Genomic DNA, 18,421 nt, shown 5'->3' on the forward strand with positions numbered 1-18,421 from the left:
TCTCTGAAACACGTTTTTAATCATGTTAAATCTATCGACTATTAAACGCTTCCATTGTATTCTAAACGAGTCGAAAAAATAATGGAATGTAGGAGGTGCGGCAAATGAAAGCCCAATTAATGGAAGGTATGCAGCGTTTTTCAAAAGCGATGTTCATTCCAGTTCTTATTTTGCCGATTGCGGGGATTTTAATTGCATTAGGTAACTTATTTACGAATGCAAGGTTAATGGAAGTAATTCCATTTTTAGATAATCCGATTACAACGGGGTTCGGGTCAATTTTAACCGGATCACTTGTCTCGATTCTTGGTAACTTAGGACTCATATTCTGTGTCGGTATCACGGTCGGCTTAGCTAATAAAGAAAAAGCGGTTGCCGGTTTTAATGCCTTATTAGGTTATTTGGTATTTGTTAATGCCATGAATAAATTTATGGACCTTAAAGGAGTGCTGTTCCAGGGTGACTCTTTGCAGGGTACTGGACAAACGCTTATTTTAGGTGTTCAAATCCTTGATATGGGTGTTTTCCTCGGAATTATTCTTGGAATTGTAACCGCTCTAGTTCATAACAAATTTGTTGATACAGATTTTAAAGGTGCTTTTCAAATTTATGGGGGATCCCGTTTTGTTTTTATCGTACTTATTCCAGTAGTTGTATTATTATCAATCGCACTTACGTATATTTGGCCGTTTTTCCAAACCGGCATTAACAATCTTGGAACGCTTATTAATCACAGTGGAAGCTTCGGGATTTTCTTATACGGAATGTTGGAGCGCTTATTAATTCCAACTGGGCTTCACCACTTAATTTATACGCCATTCCTATACACTTCTTTGGGTGGTGCTGCAGAAGTTGGCGGACAAGTTTTTGAAGGAGCAAGGAATATTTATTATGCGGAGATTGCAGATCCAACTGTAAAAGAGCTTTCTTCATCTGTCGTTTGGGATGCCCGCGGTATTTCAAAAATGTTCGGTCTGATTGGTGCCTGCTTGGCGATGTATCATACGGCTAAGCCTGAGAACAAGACAAAGGTAAAAGCGATATTAATTCCAGCTGCTTTTACTTCATTTATTGCAGGTGTTACGGAACCAATTGAATTCTCGTTCATGTTCGTCGCACCATTACTGTTTGTCGTTCACGCTGCCTTAAGTGGTTTAGCAATGGTGACATTTAATTTATTGGATGTCAGAGCCATTGGACCAAACGGAATGATTGACTTCCTTTTATTCAATTTACCGCTTGGAATCGAAAAAACACATTGGCCAATGTACATTTTAATTGGATTAATCTACTTTGGTATTTACTATTTAATATTCCGTTTCCTTATTGTGAAATTCAATTTCAAGACACTTGGAAGAGAAGATGATGGCGGGGAGACAAAATTATATTCAAAGAAAGATTTTAAAGAGAAACAAAAACAAGGAAAAACTGGAGCTTCCGAGCCACAGGGGAATGACGGTATTGCACCAGTCATTGTCGACGCTTTAGGCGGAGCAAGTAACATTAATACAGTAACAAATTGTTATACAAGACTTCGTTTAACACTGGATAATCCTGAAATGGTCAACGAAGAAGTATTGAAAAGAGAAACAGGTGCCAGTGGAGTTGTAATTAAAGATAAGAACGTTCAGGTGGTATACGGCTTAGAGGTAACAAATATTAGAAAAGCTGTAGACAGCTATTTAGGATTAACAACAAACGAATAAAACCGTAAAAAATAAACAAACAACAAAGATAGAGAAGGGAATGGAGAAAATGAAAAAATTCTCAGTCGTTATTGCAGGCGGGGGAAGTACCTATACACCGGGGATTGTTATGATGTTATTAGATAATTTGGACCGTTTCCCTCTTCGGAAATTAAAATTATATGATAATGATAGGGAAAGACAAGCTGTTCTAGGAGAAGCAATCGAAATTGTGTTAAAAGAAAATGCGCCAGATATCGAGTATTGCTTCACAACTGATCCAGAAGAGGCTTTCACGGATATCGACTTCTGCTTTGCTCATATTCGTACTGGAAAATATGAAATGCGCGAAAAAGACGAAAAAATTCCATTAAAGCATGGAGTCGTTGGTCAAGAAACTTGCGGACCTGGCGGAATTGCATATGGAATGAGAAGCATCGGTGATATGATCGAGTTAATTGACATCATGGAAAAATATTCACCAGATGCATGGATGTTAAACTATTCCAATCCTGCGGCTATTGTAGCGGAAGCTTGCCGTGTTCTGCGCCCGAATTCAAAAGTATTGAATATTTGTGATATGCCTGTTGGTACACTGCGCAGAATATCTCACATCGTCGGCAAAGAACCAAGTGATTTAGAAGTACGTTATTTCGGGTTAAATCACTTTGGCTGGTGGACAAGTGTAAAAGATAAAGAAGGTAATGAATACCTACCTCAAATTCGCGACTATGTAGCGGAAAACGGTTATCTGACTCAAAAAGAAGTAGATACTCAGCATACGGATGCCAGCTGGCAGGAAACACATAAAAAAGCAAAAGACCTATTGGCTGTCGATCCAAGATTCTTACCTAATACGTATTTAAAATATTATTTATACCCTGATTATGTGGTAGAAACGTCTAATCCGGAATACACAAGAGCAAATGAAGTTATCGCCGGCAGGGAAAAGAATGTCTTCTCAACAGCAAGAACAATCATTGAAAGAGGAACAGCTGAAGGCTGTGAATTTGAAATGGGGGCACATGCCACTTTCGTAGTTGACTTGGCTCGTGCGATTGCCTTCAACACTCATGAAAGAATGTTATTGATTGTGGAAAACAATGGAACGATTGCTAACTTTGATGATGATGCAATGGTAGAAGTACCATGTATCGTTGGCAGTGATGGTCCAGAGCCATTAAGCCAAGGGAAGATTCCAGAATTCCAAAGAGCGCTAATGTACCAGCAAGTAACAGTCGAAAAATTAGTTGTTCAAGCTTATATTGAAGGAAGCTACCAAAAACTATGGCAGGCACTAACGCTTTCAAAAACAGTACCAAGTGCAAAAGTAGCGAAAGATATCCTAGATGACTTAATAGAAGCTAATAAAGCGTACTGGCCTGAGTTAAATTAATAGATAGGAAAAAAGTGGCGAAAAAACGGAATGTCGATTTTTTCGCCCTTTTCTCCTTGTGCGAAGAGATTATCTATGAAAATAGGATTAGTTGGATTAGGGGAAATCGGCTGATTGCCGTATACAATGAATAAAAATAGACAAGAATATCAGACATTTTTTCGGTCTGATATTCTTTTTTTGGTATGATGTAAATAGCAGAGAATGCAATAAACAGGATTCTACAAATCCTCAAGAGCAGTCTCTCGAATTTGCAGGTGAACCCACAAAGGAGAATACACAAATGAAGAATCCGAAAAACTCCTATTTGCTTCTGAATGTTTTATTAGAAAGCGGATACAAATATGAAAATGGGCAGGTTGTCGCTACTGAAACGAAATTACATAATATCGAAGTTGAAAACGGCATTATTATCAAAATCGAAGATACAAATACACCATATAGTAGAGATAAAGATTGCTATGATGCAAAGGGAATGCTGCTCCTCCCTGCATTCAAAGAAATGCATATTCATTTAGATAAAACCTATTATGGTGGTCCTTGGAGGGCAGGGGCGAATCGAAAAAGTATTTTTGACATGATTGAATTTGAAGAAAAAATACTGCCAGAACTGCTTCCGACAGCACAAGAGCGCTCGGAAAAATTAATTGAGTTGATCCTAAGCTACGGTTCAACCTATGTTCGAAGTCACTGTAATATTGACCAGACTGTCGGGCTAAAAAATCTCGAAAAATTAAAGGCAGCCTTAGAGAAATATTCAGACAAGGTCTCACATGAAATCGTGGCTTTTCCTCAACATGGGCTACTTCATTCAAATGTAGAAGGTCTTCTCAGAGAAGCCATGGAACTTGGAGTAACACATGTAGGAGGTCTTGACCCAACTATTGTTGATGGAAATATGGAAAATTCCCTGGAAACGATGGTACAAATCGCAGTGGATTATAACGCAGGCATTGATATTCATCTTCATGAGGGTGGGGAAACTGGCATAAAAGCCATTAATAGGTTGGCAGATTTTACGGAAGAAGCTGGACTAGAGGGAAAAGTAACAATCAGCCATGCATTCTCACTAGCTTCGTTGTCGGAAGAATCAGGAATCAAGCTTGCAAACCGGCTAGCGTCATTAGGAATTTCGATTGCCTCAACTGTTCCTATTGGTAAAACGATCATGCCGATTCCACTCCTACAAAGGCAGGGGGTAGAAGTCCTTCTTGGAAATGATAGTATAACAGATCATTGGTCACCGTTTGGGGTTGGAGATATTCTTCAAAAAGCTCATCTTGCAGCACAATTAAATGGTTGGAGTAATGAGTACCATTTGTCACGTGCTTTATCCCTAGCCACTAGAGGCATTACTCCTTTAGATAAAGAGGGTAATCAGATCTGGCCAAGGGTTGGAGATGAAGCAACTGCCGTCTTCGTACCAGCAAGCTGTTCGGCAGAAGCAGTAGCACGATTGCCAAAACGTGTGGCAGTACTGCATAAAGGTGTTTTTTCTTCAGGGGCTTTAGATAAAAAGTAATCATTAAAAAGTGAGCATACATTGTCTACAGTCTGACAACGTACGCTTACTTTTTGCATTTCTTATTCTTAAAGTAGGGCCTGTCCCCAGCAGCCTCACTTTTTTATACCAAATAGATAATATGAGATTAAAGGGTTCATACTAAATCCAGACCTCGAAAAAAACCTTGTATTTTCAATTAAATCAAATTATAGTAGATAGGTAATGACAACTGTCAAGACACTAAGTGGGGGTAAAAATGATGACAGAAAATACAATTTCAAAGCGAAAGCTTCTTGGTATCGCAGGGCTCGGCTGGATGTTTGATGCACTAGATGTTGGGATGCTTTCATTTATCATTGCAGCACTGAGCGCTGATTGGGGTTTGACACCAGAACAGATGGGGTGGATTGGAAGTGTGAATTCCATTGGGATGGCTGTAGGTGCCCTTCTTTTTGGTCTTTGGGCTGATAAAATTGGCAGGAAAAATATATTTATAATCACATTAATCTTATTTTCACTAGCGAGCGGTATTTCGGCATTGACAACGACTCTGTTCGCCTTTTTAGTTCTGCGTTTTTTTGTTGGCTTAGGTCTGGGCGGGGAATTACCAGTTGCTTCGACACTTGTTTCAGAGAGTGTAGAAGCCAAAGAGCGTGGTAGAGTTGTTGTGTTGCTTGAAAGCTTTTGGGCATTTGGTTGGCTATTGGCAGCACTTATTTCATATTTTGTTATTCCATCATTTGGCTGGAGAGTAGCCCTAATCTTGGGAGCTTTACCTGCTTTTTATGCCATTTATTTACGTTTGAAACTTCCAGATTCTCCGGCATTTTCGCCCAAAAAAGTGGAGAAACGGTCGATTGGACAAAATATCCGAGATGTTTGGTCAAAGAAATATGCACGCCCTACATTCGTTCTTTGGATGGTTTGGTTCACAGTTGTTTTTTCATACTATGGGATGTTCCTTTGGTTGCCAAGTGTGATGGTGATGAAAGGCTTTAGTATGATTCAAAGTTTCGAATATGTATTAATCATGACTTTGGCACAGCTGCCGGGTTATTTTACAGCTGCATGGCTTATTGAACGAGTAGGGAGAAAGTTTGTGCTTGTCACTTATTTACTTGGGACAGCGGGGGCGGCCCTAGTTTTCGGTCAGGCAGAAACAACTGCAGTCTTGATCGTATCGGGAATCTTATTATCGTTCTTCAACCTTGGCGCATGGGGAGCTTTATATGCTTACACCCCTGAACAATATCCAGCTGTCATTCGTGGGACTGGGGCTGGTATGGCCGCAGCTATCGGTCGTGTAGGTGGGATCCTTGGTCCACTTCTTGTTGGATCACTAGTCGCAGCAGGTAAACCGATTGGTTTCATTTTTGCGCTATTTTGTGCTAGTATCGTCATCGGTGTGATTATCCTTGCGGTTTTAGGGAAAGAAACAAAACAGGTTGAATTAACTTAAATCTTCGCGACCTGTTTACAAGTATTGCTAATGAGTACGGGTTGACGATATACAGGTATTATAGTAGTATAGAAAATAATTAAATAAGACCTCACTTTTATTAGTGGGGTAGAGGCGCGATATTTAACAGTCTTTAGTGGAGTTTGAGAAGCAATGATGCTAAGGAGAAGGAAATGTCGCCGAAGTTTGTAATAATCTCGGTATTACATGCTGGGTCTGCAGTTAAGAGCTGCAGGACTGTCTCAATAAACACCTAGTTTATTGAGTTGTGCTATCTCATTTGGGATAAAAGAGAGGACTTAAGGCATCGATACAGCGACCTGAGTATATCTCAGGTCTTTTTTTGTCGAAATTTATAAATAGGAGTAGATAGATTATGAGAAACAAATTATCATTATTCATAGTTTTATTGATTTCAGCAATTCTTTTATTGGCAGGATGTGGGACGAGTAATACTTCCAAAGCCGGTTCATCAGAAGACAATACATTTAAGGTCGGTCTTGAGGCTGGGTATGCGCCGTTTAACTGGACTCAAAACGATGATTCCAACGGTGGGGTTAAAATTGATGGTTCAGCAGAGTATGCGGGTGGATATGATGTAGAAATCGCGAAAAAAGTGGCTGAAGGATTAGGAAAAGAATTAGTGATTGTTAAAACAGAGTGGGATGGCCTTGTTCCGGCTTTACAATCAGGAAAAATTGATGCCATCGTAGCAGGTATGTCGCCGACAGCAGAACGTAAAGAAGCAATCGACTTTTCCGAAAATTACTATACATCGAATTTAGTAATGGTTGTGAAGAAAGGCAGCCAGTATGAAAATGCTGCTTCTATACAAGATTTTAATGGAGCAAAAATTACAGCTCAGTTAAATACGTTCCACTATTCAGTGATCGATCAAATTGAAGGTGTCGAGAAGAAAACAGCAATGGACAACTTCCCGGCAATGCGTGTAGCTCTTGAATCGGGAATCATTGATGGATACGTTTCAGAGCGTCCTGAAGGAATTAGTGCTTCATCTGCAAACGAAAACTTTGTCATGGTTGAATTTGAAGAGGGATTTAAAACATCAGCAGATGATACAGCAATCGCTGTCGGACTTAAAAAAGGCAGTGAATTAACAGATAAAATCAATGAAGTTTTAGCAGGTATCTCAGAAGAAGAACGTACAAGCATTATGGATACTGCTATTATTAATCAACCAGCAGCAGAATAAAGAACGCCGGAAACCGGCTGTATACCAACATACAGTCGGTTTTATCGAGTAAAGGAGGAAATAAGATGAGTTTTGAGTGGATCATCCGAATAATCGCAGAAAACTGGCCAATGTTCCTTCGTGGTGCTGGCGTAACACTTTTGATTGCTCTTATCGGGACAATCTTTGGGGCAATGATAGGTTTGGTAGCAGGTGTCATTCGTACCATTCCAGTGCCTGAACGTGGAATGAACAAAGTATTTTTAAAGGTGATTAACACAATCCTCTCAATCTATATTGAATTCTTCCGTGGAACACCGATGATTGTTCAAGCGATGGTGATTTATTATGGTTCCGCGATGGCATTTGGAATCGATATGAATGTTTTTGTCGCAGCCATTATCGTTGTTTCGATTAATACAGGCGCATATATGGCAGAGTATGTCCGTGGTGGGATTGTATCAATTGATAAAGGACAGTTCGAAGCAGCCCATGCAATTGGAATGAATCATGTCCAGGCAATGTGGAATGTTGTATTGCCACAGGTAATCCGAAACATACTACCAGCAACAGGTAATCAATTTGTGATTAATATTAAAGATACATCCGTTCTAAACGTCATTTCCGTTACAGAATTATATTTCGTGACCAAATCGATTTCAGGAAATAACTTTAGATATTTTGAATCCTTTTTCGTAGCATGTATGATTTACTTTGTGATGACCTTTATTGTAACTAGAATATTGCTATATTTTGAAAAGAAATTAGATGGTGCAGACAACTATACAATGATTGGAAACGACACCTCATTAGAAGCAAATCAAAAATAACGGAGGAAGGAGGAGAGTATATGGAAAAGATTATAGATATTCAACATTTAAACAAATCCTTCGGCGCTCATGAAGTATTAAAAGATATTAATTTCTCTGTTAATAAAGGAGAGGTAGTCTCCATCATCGGTTCCTCAGGTTCTGGTAAGTCAACTCTTCTTCGTTGTATTAATCTTTTAGAAAGACCCAGCGGCGGGGAAATTATCTATCAAGGCAAAAATATCTTGGATGACAAGCATGATGTAACTACCTATCGAAGGCATTTAGGGATGGTTTTCCAACAATTTAACTTATTTAATAATCATAATGTCCTTAACAATTGTGTAGTGGGACAAATCAAAGTGCTGAAACGCTCCAAGGAAGAAGCGGAACAAGTCGCGATGAAATACTTAAAGGTTGTTGGCATGGATAAATACATTAACGCCAAGCCGAAGCAACTGTCCGGAGGCCAAAAGCAACGTGTTGCAATTGCAAGAGCACTTTCCATGGAACCAGATGTGATGTTATTTGATGAGCCAACATCAGCACTTGATCCGGAAATGGTGGGAGAAGTTCTGAAAGTAATGAAGGAACTTGCTGAATCTGGTCTGACGATGTTAATCGTAACGCACGAAATGGAATTTGCAAAAGAAGTATCTGACCGGGTCGTCTTTATGGACAAAGGAGTTATTGCAGAAGAAGGAAGTCCGAAGCAGATTTTCAATAATCCTACACAAGATCGTACGAGGGAATTCCTAAAACGTACGTTAGTACATTCATAAAAAAAAGCAGTGGATTTTTCACAAATCACACTGCTTTTTCTTATTCCCTATTCATTACGCTATGCTTTTGACCATATGCAAAATAGAAAAGTAATCCTATTAGAAACCAAACACCGCAGGCAACCCATGTAAAGACGGAGAGCTGAGTCATTAAAAATAAACATAATAAGAATGAACAAATCGGTAAGATTGGGAAAAATGGTACTTTAAAACCATTCGTTGGAATACTTTTATTTTTTCTTAAGTAAATAACCCCGAGTGAAACGACTGTAAATGCAAGTAATGTTCCCATGTTTACTAGTTCTGCTAGCTTAGATAACGGAATAAAACCTGCACAAAAAGCTACGAGAATTGCAAATACCCACGTATTTTTAACGGGGGATTTATGTTTTTTACTAAGCTCATACAAACTTTTCGGCAACAATCCGTCACGGCCAAACGCATATAGAAGTCGAGTTCCGCCATATGACATAACAAGTATAACTGTCATCATCCCAACAACAGCACCAAGCGAAATAACACCTGCTACCCAATCCTGATGGACAATCTGCATCACGAAACTGACCGGATCACTTACATTTAGCTTTGTATAGGAAACCATTCCGGTCAAAACAAGCGAAACCGTCCCATAAAGTATCGTACATATCAATAATGATCCAATAATTCCAATTGGCATATTCCGTTGCGGGTTCTTTACCTCTTCAGCAGCTGACGATACAGCATCGAACCCAAGATAAGCAAAGAAAACGAGAGCCGCCCCCGTTATCACGCCATTCATTCCAAAGGGCATAAACGGCTGCCAATTAGCAGGCTCAACATAGAAAATACCGACTCCAATAAATAAAAGAATCACACCTACTTTAATAAATACCATGATCATATTAACCTTCGTCGATTCTCTTATTCCGAGTGTTAATAAAAAAGCAGTAGCAAAGATAATGGCTATTGCCGGAATATTTATATATGTTCCATCAGCCGGATTAAAAGAACCTGAGATTGCCTTTGGAATGGTAACATGAAAACCTTCTAACAAAGCACTTAAATAAGCAGACCAACCAGTCGCAACCGCAGCAACCGCCAAGCCGTATTCCAGCAGTAACGCCCACCCGACTAACCAAGCGACTAATTCTCCAAATACTATGTATGAATAGGTATAGGCACTGCCCGTTACTAGTACAGAGGAAGAAAATTCTGAATAACACATCGCGGCAAATGCACAGACTATCGCAGCTATAATAAACGAAATAACGATACCTGGTCCTGCGTGCCCAGCGGCTACTGTCCCAGGAAGAATAAAAATACCAGTTCCAACAATGGCACCTACACCAAGGAGCATTAAGTCAAAAGCTCCTAACGTTTTCGGTAACTGAATATCTCCATCTTTTTCCAGTAACTCCTTGAGATCTTTTTTCCTAAATAAAACATCTTTCATATTGAACCCTCATTTTTTTGAAAATATGTAAAAAGTCTATATGTTAATTTAGTAAAGGTCAACCAGTTTTGTCGAATTACCGATAATACTGTCGAAAAAATCTTAATACGCATACAATACCATCTTGAAAAATGATATATTTTAAAGGATGACTAACATAAAAAGAGGTAAAAATGAAGGAGTTTACTAATAAAAAAATATATTACACTGCCGTTTGGCTCATTATAGCCATTATGATAACTGGATTGTTGGTTGAAAACCCGTATTTTGGAGAATATCGGATGGGTTATATACTCCATATGGTCCTTGTATTCATTTTATCTGTCTGCCTATTACTTTATCCTAGGAAAAGCACGGGTATTCTTAGACTATGTATTATTATGGTTGCGTTCATTTACTTTTACACAATGTTTCTTTTATACCCTGAGACCGGATCCTCTTTTATTTTTTTATCCTTTATTCCGGCCCTTTCGATTTTGTTTTTTGATAAAAGGCTTTTTTACTTTTCGTTGTTATTAAATTGTTTATCGATTTTGTTTTTGTTTGGATATTTTACTTTTATTGATCAAGAAACGCGATACACCTTTTTTGAACAGGATTTAGTAGGAAATTTAATAAACTTTATCGCCACTCAAATCATCCTTTATTTTATCTTTTATCTAACAAATGGAAGAATAGAAAAACAAAAATCATATTACGAACAAATTCAACAAACTGAACGCTTAAAGATGACTGGGCAGCTTGCAGCTGCATAAAAAGGGATACAGTCTTTTGGAAACGCAAAGACCCGTATCCTTTTTTCATGGACAATTCACAATCGTCATCCTTAATTTGCCAATGAATTTACTTCATATCATTTCAATTGAATAAAAATATAGTATCGATTTTGCAACTTTTTATAGGTCTGTTTCGTGGATAGGTTGAAGGGGGGAAAGCGGTGGGTTTAGATGAGGCGTTTGAATCATATGTAGACGATCTATATCGATATTTATTTTCCCTTTCAAAAAATCATCATACGGCGGAGGATTTAGTCCAGGAGACATTTTACCGGGCGTACCTTCAGCTGGCAGAAGATGAGATTAGTCATATCAAACCATGGCTGTTTAAAGTGGCTTATCATGCTTTTATCGATTTTACCAGGAAACATAATCGGCTGTTCATTACTGATGAAATTCATAATCGAGTTAGCCTGAAAACACCGGAAAGTTATCTATTAGAAAAAGAGGGGTTTGCCACACTCATGAACGATATACATTCGTTGAAGGAAACTGAAATGCATGCCTTAGTTCTGTGTGACTTGCATCAGTTGAGTTTGAACGAATCGGCGGAAATTCTTCAATTAAATTTGAATACGCTAAAGAGCCATTTATTCCGGGGAAGGAAAAAGGTGGTTGAAAGGGTTAAGGAAAGGAGGAGACAAGATGGATAAGGAACAAAATCATAACGATGCGGAACTTTATCAATCTTTTATCAATGAATCGATGCAAGACTATGAAACAAGCCATAAGGTGCCGGAAGAAAACCAAAGAAGACTGATAAAAGTGAGCAGAAACCATGCTTTAAGGACTAATATTATGATCAGCCTGGCTGTCTTATTGCTAATTGTGCCAGTACTTACATTAAGCAGCTATTTGTATTATGCGATTGGCGGAAAAGCGAACCATCTGATTGAGATCGCCTCAAAAACCATTTATGTAACGGAACCGAATATGAGTATAGAAGAGATGGAGTTAGAAGAGGATATCGGATTTTTTACGATGAATCTTTATTTTGATGTGTTTAAGCGGGTTGGGCAAGATGATTATAAAGCGGGGGAGTACACGGTTCGTTTTGCGCTTGATAAGCCAAATCTTCCTGAGCGGGATATGAAACTTGAGAGACCCCTTCCAAATACGGGAGATATGGAGACCGATATGCTTTTTCATCCAGATGGGCGATATGGGAAAACAGTAGATTCAGACTGGGAAATTCTTGATCAACTTCCGGATGGAACAGTGGGGGAGATCTATCTTTCCTTGAATCAATTAATGAAACCGGAAGAGATTGAAAAACAGCTTGGGAAAAATGTCGAGGTAAGATGGGTAGCGGTTGATACGGGGCTTGAGGATAAGAATTTATATGAAGCGGGATATTCTGTTGCGCCGATTGGCTATCCAGCACAGGTCGATACCACCACCTGGTCTCCATTTAATGGAAGAGATAAATCAAATGAAGAAGTATTTTTAGATATTTTAAATTTCCTAGCCAAGGATGAAAAAACAGCTGAGAAAATATCGCGGGCACGATCTTTAGTTTTAGAAGAAAGAATCCCGTACATTGAGAAAAATGGAATCAATGTCTATGGAGCAGTTGTTACCGGACCAACTCCAGAATTAAGAAAACTAAAGGGTAATGGACTGATTGGGATCATGAAGGTAGGGGAAGTGAAGCTATGGAACTGGAAATGAACAATAAGGACAAAGGAAAACAAAGAAAGTTGCCAACCATTTCGGGATTCCTTTCCTTCCTGACCGCTCTTATTGCGCTAGCGGGGGTTAATATTACTTTATTGGTTGATATCGATGATTTTCCTCAAATGTTTCTCGTCAACCTGCCAATTGTTGGGCTCATCCTAGGGCTACTTGGTTTGATCACAACCAAAAAATCAAGATTATATGCATTTTGGGGGATTGGGCTTAGTTTGTTTATATTAGTTTTTACATTTTTAATGATTGGCCTATCCTGGGTAGGAATTAATCCGAAGCCTTGATATTGAATATCAATGAATACGCTGGATTAAATAATGGGCAGCATTTGGACAGTTCGGGCAGCATCAAGCATCAAGCCAGTAAAGAGTCCAAATGAATGATCTATTCGGACAGGTCAAGCAACACCAATCCAGAAATAAGTCCAAATACAAGTTCCATTCCGAAACAGTGTAGGGAAAAAATATTATATAATCAATGCCTCCCAAAACGGTTTCTCCACCTTGGTAACTTTTTGAAATACCAATAAAAGAGTGGCTGATAAACAAAGTGCCCAACCCCAACTGATTAAGCGTTAATATTCTACTGATCTAGCACTATATTTTAAAAAAAAACTAGGAAAATAGCGTATTCATTAAAGTGTTTAATTTGTCTTCCATGAACGACTATGTTAATTTAAGATAATATCGTTTTAAGATAATTAACATCAAGATAAATGGAGGAATTTAACATAATGAATATCTTAGTAGTAAAAGCAAATAACCGCCCAGCTTCAGAAGCTGTTTCAACTAAAATGTATGAAGCATTCATAAAAACAATAGATGGTGTAAATGTAACAACATACGATGTATTTGCAGAAGACATGCCATACCTTGGCCAAGACTTATTCAACGCTTTCGGCAAAGTAAAATCAGGCGAAGAAATGACCGACATTGAAACACGTATTTTAGCTGCTAAGAAAAAGGCTATGAATGCTTTTTCAGCGGCAGACGTTGTTGTATTTGTATTCCCATTATGGAATCTAACAATCCCGGCTAAATTACAAACATTCATTGACTATGTATATCAAGCGGGTTACTCATTCAAATACGATGAAAATGGCCAAGCTGTACAATTAATGACTGACAAAAAGGCTGTTATACTAAATGCTCGTGGAGGCATTTACTCAACGCCAGAAGCGGCGCCACTTGAAATGGCTGCTACCTATATTAAAAACGTTGCTGGTGGCGTATTTGGTATGGAGATCATAGATGAAGTCATTATTGAAGGTCATGCTGCAGCACCAGATCAAGCAGAAAAAATCATTGCTGATGGGCTAGAAAAAGTTAAAAATGTAGCTAAAAATTTATCAGCGGTATTAGTATAATAAATAAATGAGGGGGCTGTTCCGCGCTGGCGAGCAGCCCCTTTGTTTAACTTTCATAAAAAGTACATTGACATATTACCCCTAGGGGTATAAACTTACTCATGTAGTAGTTTTAACTTCAAAAAAATTTTAAATATCTATATACCCCATAGGGTAATTGGATGTAGAAACAATATCTACCTATTGGGTAAATGTGAACTAATTTAGTAGGATCTATTATAACTAGATAAAAGAAGAAATATTAGGAAAAATAGTGTTAGTAATTTGAAACGGAGGGTTATCTATGTCAAAAAGAATATTAGTGGTCGGTGGGGTTGCAGGTGGAGCTTCTGTTGCTGCAAGGGTTAGAAGATTAGACGAAAGTGCAGAGATTATCATGTTTGAAAAAGGACCTCATGTATCTTTTTCGAACTGTTCATTACCTTATCACTTAAGCGGTATTGTCGAAGAGAGTGAGAAACTCGTTTTGATGTCTCCTGAAATGTTTAAAAATCGATACAATATTGAGGCTAGAGTCCATCAAGAGGTCATCCAGATTAACCGTAATATAAAAACAATTACTGTAAAAGATTTGATAACTGATACAACCTACGAAGAAAAATACGATAAATTAGTACTTTCCCCTGGGGCTTCGCCGATTCGTCCAAATATAGAGGGAGTTCACAATTCCAATGTGTTTACGGTGCGAAATGTTGTTGATATCGAAAGAATCAACTCATACATTAAGCAAAATGGCATCAAAGATATTGCTGTTATTGGTGGTGGCTTTATAGGGGTAGAAGTTGCGGAAAACCTGCAGTTAGCCGGCTATAATGTAACATTAGTAGAATTTGCTAATCAAGTGATGGCACCTTTTGATTATGATATGGCACAAATCCTTCATAAAGAAATGGTAGATCATGGTGTCAGCCTTGTCCTAGATGATGGATTAGCCCAGATAGGTGATGGGTATGTCAGAACGAATTCTGGTAAGAAAATTAATGCACAAGCAGTGGTATTGGCAATTGGTGTTCGACCTGAAACTAGTTTGGCAAAAGAGGCAAATCTTGAAATTGGTGAAACTGGTGCAATTAAAGTGAATCATCATTATTTAACAAGTGATAAGGATATTTATGCTGTTGGGGATGCCATTGAGGTGTATCATCGATTGTTGCACAAGCCAACTAGACTGGCATTAGCAGGTCCAGCACAAAAGCAAGCAAGAGCTGCGGCTGACCATATGTATGGAATTCCAAGCAGAAATTTGGGTGTAATTGGTTCATCATCCATCCATCTGTTTGATCTTAATGCAGCCTCAACCGGACTAAATGCAAGAACAGCTGAGAAAGCTGGAATACAACATGATTATGTTTATCTAATGCCTGGAGATAAAGTCGGACTAATGCCTGACAGTAATCCTATGCATTTTAAATTAATCTATGAATACCCGACGGGTCGGATTTTAGGAGCCCAAGCAATTGGTAAGGGAAATGTAGATAAGCGAATCGATGTCATCGCAACCATGATTACGATGAACGGCACGTTGGAAGACTTAAAAGATCTTGAGCTGAGCTATTCGCCAATGCTTGGTACGGCAAAGGATGTCGTAAACCATGCGGCCTTAGTAGGGTTTAACCTACTAGAAGGCAGGTATAGAGAAGTGAAAGTTTCACAAGTTCGAGAATTAGTTGAGAGCAATGCTTTTATTATTGATGCACGTGAAAAAAATGAATATAAGACAGGTCATTTAAAAAATGCAATTAACATTCCATTAAGTGAATTTAGACAACGGCTTGATGAAATTCCGATGGACCGACCTGTATATATTCACTGTCGCTCGGGTCAAAGAAGTTATAATATGGTGATGGCCTTGCAAAATTTGGGATATGAGAATGTGTACAATATCTCTGGGTCATACCTAGGTGTTAATTTGTACGAATATTTTAATGATAGGGTTAATGGAAGAGAGAAAATTGTAACTGAATATAATTTTAAATAGAATCCACAATTAAATATGTAAGATAGGGATTTAGGATACTCTAAACCCTATCTGATTAATTGAAGTAAAAGTGTTGAGCATTATAAATCATTAGAAATTAGGTGTTGACACAATACCCATAGGGGTATAAAATAGGTCGTGTGATAAAGGTTTCACTTTATTCACTTGATCAAAAAATGGGGTAGATGCCCATTTTTATTTTAATTGATATTATACCCATAGGGGTAGAGGTAAAATAACTTGGAGGTATGTAGAATGAATATTGATAAAGTTTTAGATGCAAAAGGTTTAGCATGTCCAATGCCAATCGTGAAAACAAAAAAAGCAATTGATGGCTTGGAGTCAGGTCAAATTTTAGAAGTCATTGCGACTGATAAAGGGGCAAAGAGTGACCTAACTGCATGGGCAGCTTCTACTGGTCACGAAATCCTTGATATACAAGAAGAAAATGGAGTACTAACGTTTTATATTAAAAAAGGGTAACGAGAGGGAGGATATAGAAAATGTCTGAAACAAAGAAAACAACCATTGTCTTATTTAGTGGGGATTATGACAAAGCAATGGCAGCTTATATTATTGCAAATGGTGCAGCTGCATATGATCATGAAGTGACGATTTTCCACACGTTCTGGGGACTAAATGCACTTCGCAAAGATGAGGATCTTAAAGTGGAAAAAGGTTTCATGGAAAAAATGTTTGGAAAGATGATGCCTAAAGGCGCAAACAAAATGGGGCTGTCGAAGATGAACTTTGCGGGAATGGGGCCAAAGATGATAAAAGGAGTCATCAAAAAACACAATGCTCTAGAATTGCCGCAACTTATTGAAATGGCACAGGAGCAGGATATAAAGCTCGTTGCTTGTACGATGACAATGGATTTACTAGGTCTTAAGCAAGAAGAGCTCCTTGATAATATTGAGTATGCAGGAGTTGCAGCTTATCTGGCGGATGCCCAAGACGGAAATGTAAATTTATTTATCTAAAATAGAGGGGGCAATGAACATGGATTATATCAATTATATCCTAATGGCATTAATCGTCATTTTTATCCTGCAACTATTTATACCGACTAAAGGTGTTCGAAATATAACAACATCTGAACTAAAGAATGAACTTAAAAACAAAGATAAACAATTTATTGATGTTCGAACTCCTGGAGAGTACAAAGGTTTCCATATTCATGGATTTAAAAATATGCCTCTTCATCAGCTTGCACAAAAATCGAATGAACTTTCGAAGGAAAAAGAGATTGTGGTCATCTGTCAAAGTGGCATGAGAAGTCAAAAAGCGAGTAAACTACTCAAGAAAAAGGGCTTTAAAAATATTACAAATGTAAAAGGCGGAGTAAGCGCCTGGAGATAATATACTTTAGGAGGAAGCACTATGAAACAATTAACCCCAAAAGAAGTTGAAGAACTGTTAACAGAAGGAAAAACATTAAATATCATTGATGTACGTGAGGTCGATGAAGTTAAAGAAGGAAAGATTCCTGGAGCAGTGAATATTCCATTAGGATTAATTGAATTTCGAATGCATGAACTAGATAAATCAAAGGAATATGTAATGGTTTGCCGTTCAGGTGGCAGAAGTGGAAGGGCTTATCAATTCCTTGAAGGCCAAGGATTCAAAGTGATTAATATGGAGGGCGGAATGCTCGCTTGGGAAGGTAAAGTTGAGTAATTTTTAGCCTTTTATAATACCTATTAGGGTATTGTTGGGAAGGAAGATAACAAGACATAATTGGGAGGAATAATGATGGAATCATTAAAAACAAACTCTGTCTTAGATGCAAAAGGGTTAGCATGTCCAATGCCAATCGTAAAAACGAAAAAAGCAATGAATCAGTTAGAGAGCGGTCAGGTCTTAGAGGTCCAAGCAACTGATAAGGGTTCAAAGGCAGATCTAAAAGCATGGGCCGAGAGCACTGGACATCAATACATTGGTACGCTTGAAGAGGGCGATGTACTTAAGCATTATTTACGTAAGTCAAGTGAAGAAGAAGTTGTAGAAAAGCGACATCCTGATGTTGTTTCAAATGAAGAGTTAAAAATTGCAATTTCCTCAGGGAAAGAAATGGTAGTTCTTGATGTTCGTGAAGCAGCAGAATATGCATTTAATCATATTCCTGAAGCAATCTCTTTACCATTAGGGCAATTAGAAGATAGATTTGATGAATTAAATAAAGAGAAAGAGATTTATGTAATTTGCCGTACTGGTAGCCGAAGTGATTTAGCATCACAAAAATTAACCGAAAATGGATTTATAAACGTAAAAAATGTCGTTCCTGGAATGAGCAAGTGGACTGGTAACACAACTGGTATTACAAAATAAAAAAGATCATTTTTTTTAAATA

19 protein-coding genes and 1 riboswitch are annotated in these 18,421 nt (G+C 38.1%); of the genes, 18 read left to right on the forward strand and 1 reads right to left on the reverse strand.

Annotated features, from left to right (window positions below):
- The first annotated feature begins 104 nt into the window (after positions 1–104).
- From LKW28_RS12660 to LKW28_RS12690, 7 genes are all read left to right on the forward strand, one after another.
- A complete protein-coding gene (locus LKW28_RS12660; protein ID WP_229140733.1) occupies positions 105–1,706 on the forward strand; it encodes a PTS transporter subunit EIIC in 1,602 nt (533 codons plus the stop codon).
- 49 nt (positions 1,707–1,755) lie between these two features.
- Positions 1,756–3,081, forward strand: a complete 1,326-nt coding sequence (locus LKW28_RS12665; RefSeq protein WP_229140734.1) for a 6-phospho-alpha-glucosidase — start codon at positions 1,756–1,758, stop codon at positions 3,079–3,081.
- 283 nt (positions 3,082–3,364) lie between these two features.
- On the forward strand, positions 3,365–4,603 hold the full coding sequence (locus LKW28_RS12670; protein ID WP_229140735.1) for an amidohydrolase family protein: 1,239 nt from the start codon (positions 3,365–3,367) through the stop codon (positions 4,601–4,603).
- A gap of 241 nt (positions 4,604–4,844) precedes the next feature.
- Positions 4,845–6,044 carry an MFS transporter gene (locus LKW28_RS12675; protein WP_229140736.1) on the forward strand — a complete coding sequence of 400 codons (1,200 nt, stop codon included), beginning with the start codon at positions 4,845–4,847 and terminating at the stop codon, positions 6,042–6,044.
- A gap of 101 nt (positions 6,045–6,145) precedes the next feature.
- A riboswitch (Lysine riboswitch) is annotated at positions 6,146–6,326 on the forward strand.
- Positions 6,327–6,420: 94 nt separating this feature from the next.
- The gene (locus tag LKW28_RS12680) at positions 6,421–7,257 is read left to right on the forward strand and encodes a transporter substrate-binding domain-containing protein (RefSeq protein ID WP_229140737.1); all 837 of its coding nucleotides are present in this window, start codon (positions 6,421–6,423) and stop codon (positions 7,255–7,257) included.
- A gap of 65 nt (positions 7,258–7,322) precedes the next feature.
- On the forward strand, positions 7,323–8,066 hold the full coding sequence (locus tag LKW28_RS12685; RefSeq protein WP_229140738.1) for an amino acid ABC transporter permease: 744 nt from the start codon (positions 7,323–7,325) through the stop codon (positions 8,064–8,066).
- A 20-nt stretch (positions 8,067–8,086) separates the two neighbouring features.
- Entirely contained in the window at positions 8,087–8,827 is a 741-nt protein-coding gene (locus tag LKW28_RS12690; protein WP_229140739.1) for an amino acid ABC transporter ATP-binding protein, read from the forward strand.
- 40 nt (positions 8,828–8,867) lie between these two features.
- Here LKW28_RS12690 and LKW28_RS12695 read toward each other — a convergent pair whose 3' ends face one another.
- Positions 8,868–10,259: an amino acid permease gene (locus tag LKW28_RS12695; protein ID WP_229140740.1), complete on the reverse strand. Its 1,392-nt coding sequence runs from the start codon at positions 10,257–10,259 to the stop codon at positions 8,868–8,870.
- Between the two features lie 173 nt (positions 10,260–10,432).
- Between LKW28_RS12695 and LKW28_RS12700 the strand changes: the two genes are divergently transcribed.
- The 11 genes from LKW28_RS12700 to LKW28_RS12750 all read left to right on the forward strand — a co-directional run bounded on the left by LKW28_RS12700 (position 10,433) and on the right by LKW28_RS12750 (position 18,399).
- Positions 10,433–11,014 (forward strand): hypothetical protein, encoded by a 582-nt coding sequence (locus tag LKW28_RS12700; protein ID WP_229140741.1) that lies wholly within the window; start codon positions 10,433–10,435, stop codon positions 11,012–11,014.
- A 182-nt stretch (positions 11,015–11,196) separates the two neighbouring features.
- The gene (locus LKW28_RS12705; protein WP_229140742.1) at positions 11,197–11,688 is read left to right on the forward strand and encodes a sigma-70 family RNA polymerase sigma factor; all 492 of its coding nucleotides are present in this window, start codon (positions 11,197–11,199) and stop codon (positions 11,686–11,688) included.
- On the forward strand, positions 11,681–12,706 hold the full coding sequence (locus LKW28_RS12710; protein ID WP_229140743.1) for an anti-sigma factor: 1,026 nt from the start codon (positions 11,681–11,683) through the stop codon (positions 12,704–12,706). Before LKW28_RS12705 ends, LKW28_RS12710 begins: the two co-directional genes overlap by 8 nt.
- Positions 12,691–13,008, forward strand: coding sequence for a hypothetical protein (locus LKW28_RS12715; RefSeq protein WP_229140744.1), 318 nt, complete (start codon positions 12,691–12,693; stop codon positions 13,006–13,008). Before LKW28_RS12710 ends, LKW28_RS12715 begins: the two co-directional genes overlap by 16 nt.
- Positions 13,009–13,457: 449 nt before the next feature.
- Positions 13,458–14,090, forward strand: coding sequence for an FMN-dependent NADH-azoreductase (locus tag LKW28_RS12720; protein WP_229140745.1), 633 nt, complete (start codon positions 13,458–13,460; stop codon positions 14,088–14,090).
- 283 nt (positions 14,091–14,373) lie between these two features.
- A complete protein-coding gene (locus tag LKW28_RS12725; protein ID WP_229140746.1) occupies positions 14,374–16,068 on the forward strand; it encodes an FAD-dependent oxidoreductase in 1,695 nt (564 codons plus the stop codon).
- Positions 16,069–16,323: 255 nt separating this feature from the next.
- Positions 16,324–16,551: a sulfurtransferase TusA family protein gene (locus LKW28_RS12730; protein ID WP_229140747.1), complete on the forward strand. Its 228-nt coding sequence runs from the start codon at positions 16,324–16,326 to the stop codon at positions 16,549–16,551.
- 20 nt (positions 16,552–16,571) lie between these two features.
- Complete coding sequence (locus LKW28_RS12735) at positions 16,572–17,051, forward strand: DsrE/DsrF/DrsH-like family protein (protein ID WP_229140748.1); 480 nt, start codon at positions 16,572–16,574, stop codon at positions 17,049–17,051.
- A 19-nt stretch (positions 17,052–17,070) separates the two neighbouring features.
- Complete coding sequence (locus tag LKW28_RS12740) at positions 17,071–17,430, forward strand: rhodanese-like domain-containing protein (protein WP_229140749.1); 360 nt, start codon at positions 17,071–17,073, stop codon at positions 17,428–17,430.
- Positions 17,431–17,451: 21 nt separating this feature from the next.
- Positions 17,452–17,748, forward strand: a complete 297-nt coding sequence (locus tag LKW28_RS12745; protein WP_229140750.1) for a rhodanese-like domain-containing protein — start codon at positions 17,452–17,454, stop codon at positions 17,746–17,748.
- A 75-nt stretch (positions 17,749–17,823) separates the two neighbouring features.
- Positions 17,824–18,399: a sulfurtransferase TusA family protein gene (locus LKW28_RS12750; protein WP_229140751.1), complete on the forward strand. Its 576-nt coding sequence runs from the start codon at positions 17,824–17,826 to the stop codon at positions 18,397–18,399.
- Positions 18,400–18,421 lie beyond the last annotated feature (22 nt).

Source organism: Bacillus sp. REN16 (assembly GCF_020731355.1).
GTDB lineage: Bacteria > Bacillota > Bacilli > Bacillales > Bacillaceae_L > Ferdinandcohnia.

What these genes read in the sequence shown, in the direction of transcription:
- LKW28_RS12730 (WP_229140747.1), top strand. Translation starts at nt 16,324, where the DNA reads ATGAATATTGATAAAGTTTTAGATGCAAAAGGTTTAGCATGTCCAATG.
- LKW28_RS12745 (WP_229140750.1), top strand. Translation starts at nt 17,452, where the DNA reads ATGAAACAATTAACCCCAAAAGAAGTTGAAGAACTGTTAACAGAAGGA.
- LKW28_RS12720 (WP_229140745.1), top strand. Translation starts at nt 13,458, where the DNA reads ATGAATATCTTAGTAGTAAAAGCAAATAACCGCCCAGCTTCAGAAGCT.
- LKW28_RS12660 (WP_229140733.1), top strand. Translation starts at nt 105, where the DNA reads ATGAAAGCCCAATTAATGGAAGGTATGCAGCGTTTTTCAAAAGCGATG.
- LKW28_RS12710 (WP_229140743.1), top strand. Translation starts at nt 11,681, where the DNA reads ATGGATAAGGAACAAAATCATAACGATGCGGAACTTTATCAATCTTTT.
- LKW28_RS12750 (WP_229140751.1), top strand. Translation starts at nt 17,824, where the DNA reads ATGGAATCATTAAAAACAAACTCTGTCTTAGATGCAAAAGGGTTAGCA.
- LKW28_RS12675 (WP_229140736.1), top strand. Translation starts at nt 4,845, where the DNA reads ATGACAGAAAATACAATTTCAAAGCGAAAGCTTCTTGGTATCGCAGGG.
- LKW28_RS12725 (WP_229140746.1), top strand. Translation starts at nt 14,374, where the DNA reads ATGTCAAAAAGAATATTAGTGGTCGGTGGGGTTGCAGGTGGAGCTTCT.
- LKW28_RS12665 (WP_229140734.1), top strand. Translation starts at nt 1,756, where the DNA reads ATGAAAAAATTCTCAGTCGTTATTGCAGGCGGGGGAAGTACCTATACA.
- LKW28_RS12680 (WP_229140737.1), top strand. Translation starts at nt 6,421, where the DNA reads ATGAGAAACAAATTATCATTATTCATAGTTTTATTGATTTCAGCAATT.
- LKW28_RS12690 (WP_229140739.1), top strand. Translation starts at nt 8,087, where the DNA reads ATGGAAAAGATTATAGATATTCAACATTTAAACAAATCCTTCGGCGCT.
- LKW28_RS12735 (WP_229140748.1), top strand. Translation starts at nt 16,572, where the DNA reads ATGTCTGAAACAAAGAAAACAACCATTGTCTTATTTAGTGGGGATTAT.
- LKW28_RS12695 (WP_229140740.1), bottom strand. Translation starts at nt 10,259, where the DNA reads ATGAAAGATGTTTTATTTAGGAAAAAAGATCTCAAGGAGTTACTGGAA.
- LKW28_RS12740 (WP_229140749.1), top strand. Translation starts at nt 17,071, where the DNA reads ATGGATTATATCAATTATATCCTAATGGCATTAATCGTCATTTTTATC.
- LKW28_RS12715 (WP_229140744.1), top strand. Translation starts at nt 12,691, where the DNA reads ATGGAACTGGAAATGAACAATAAGGACAAAGGAAAACAAAGAAAGTTG.
- LKW28_RS12685 (WP_229140738.1), top strand. Translation starts at nt 7,323, where the DNA reads ATGAGTTTTGAGTGGATCATCCGAATAATCGCAGAAAACTGGCCAATG.
- LKW28_RS12700 (WP_229140741.1), top strand. Translation starts at nt 10,433, where the DNA reads ATGAAGGAGTTTACTAATAAAAAAATATATTACACTGCCGTTTGGCTC.
- LKW28_RS12670 (WP_229140735.1), top strand. Translation starts at nt 3,365, where the DNA reads ATGAAGAATCCGAAAAACTCCTATTTGCTTCTGAATGTTTTATTAGAA.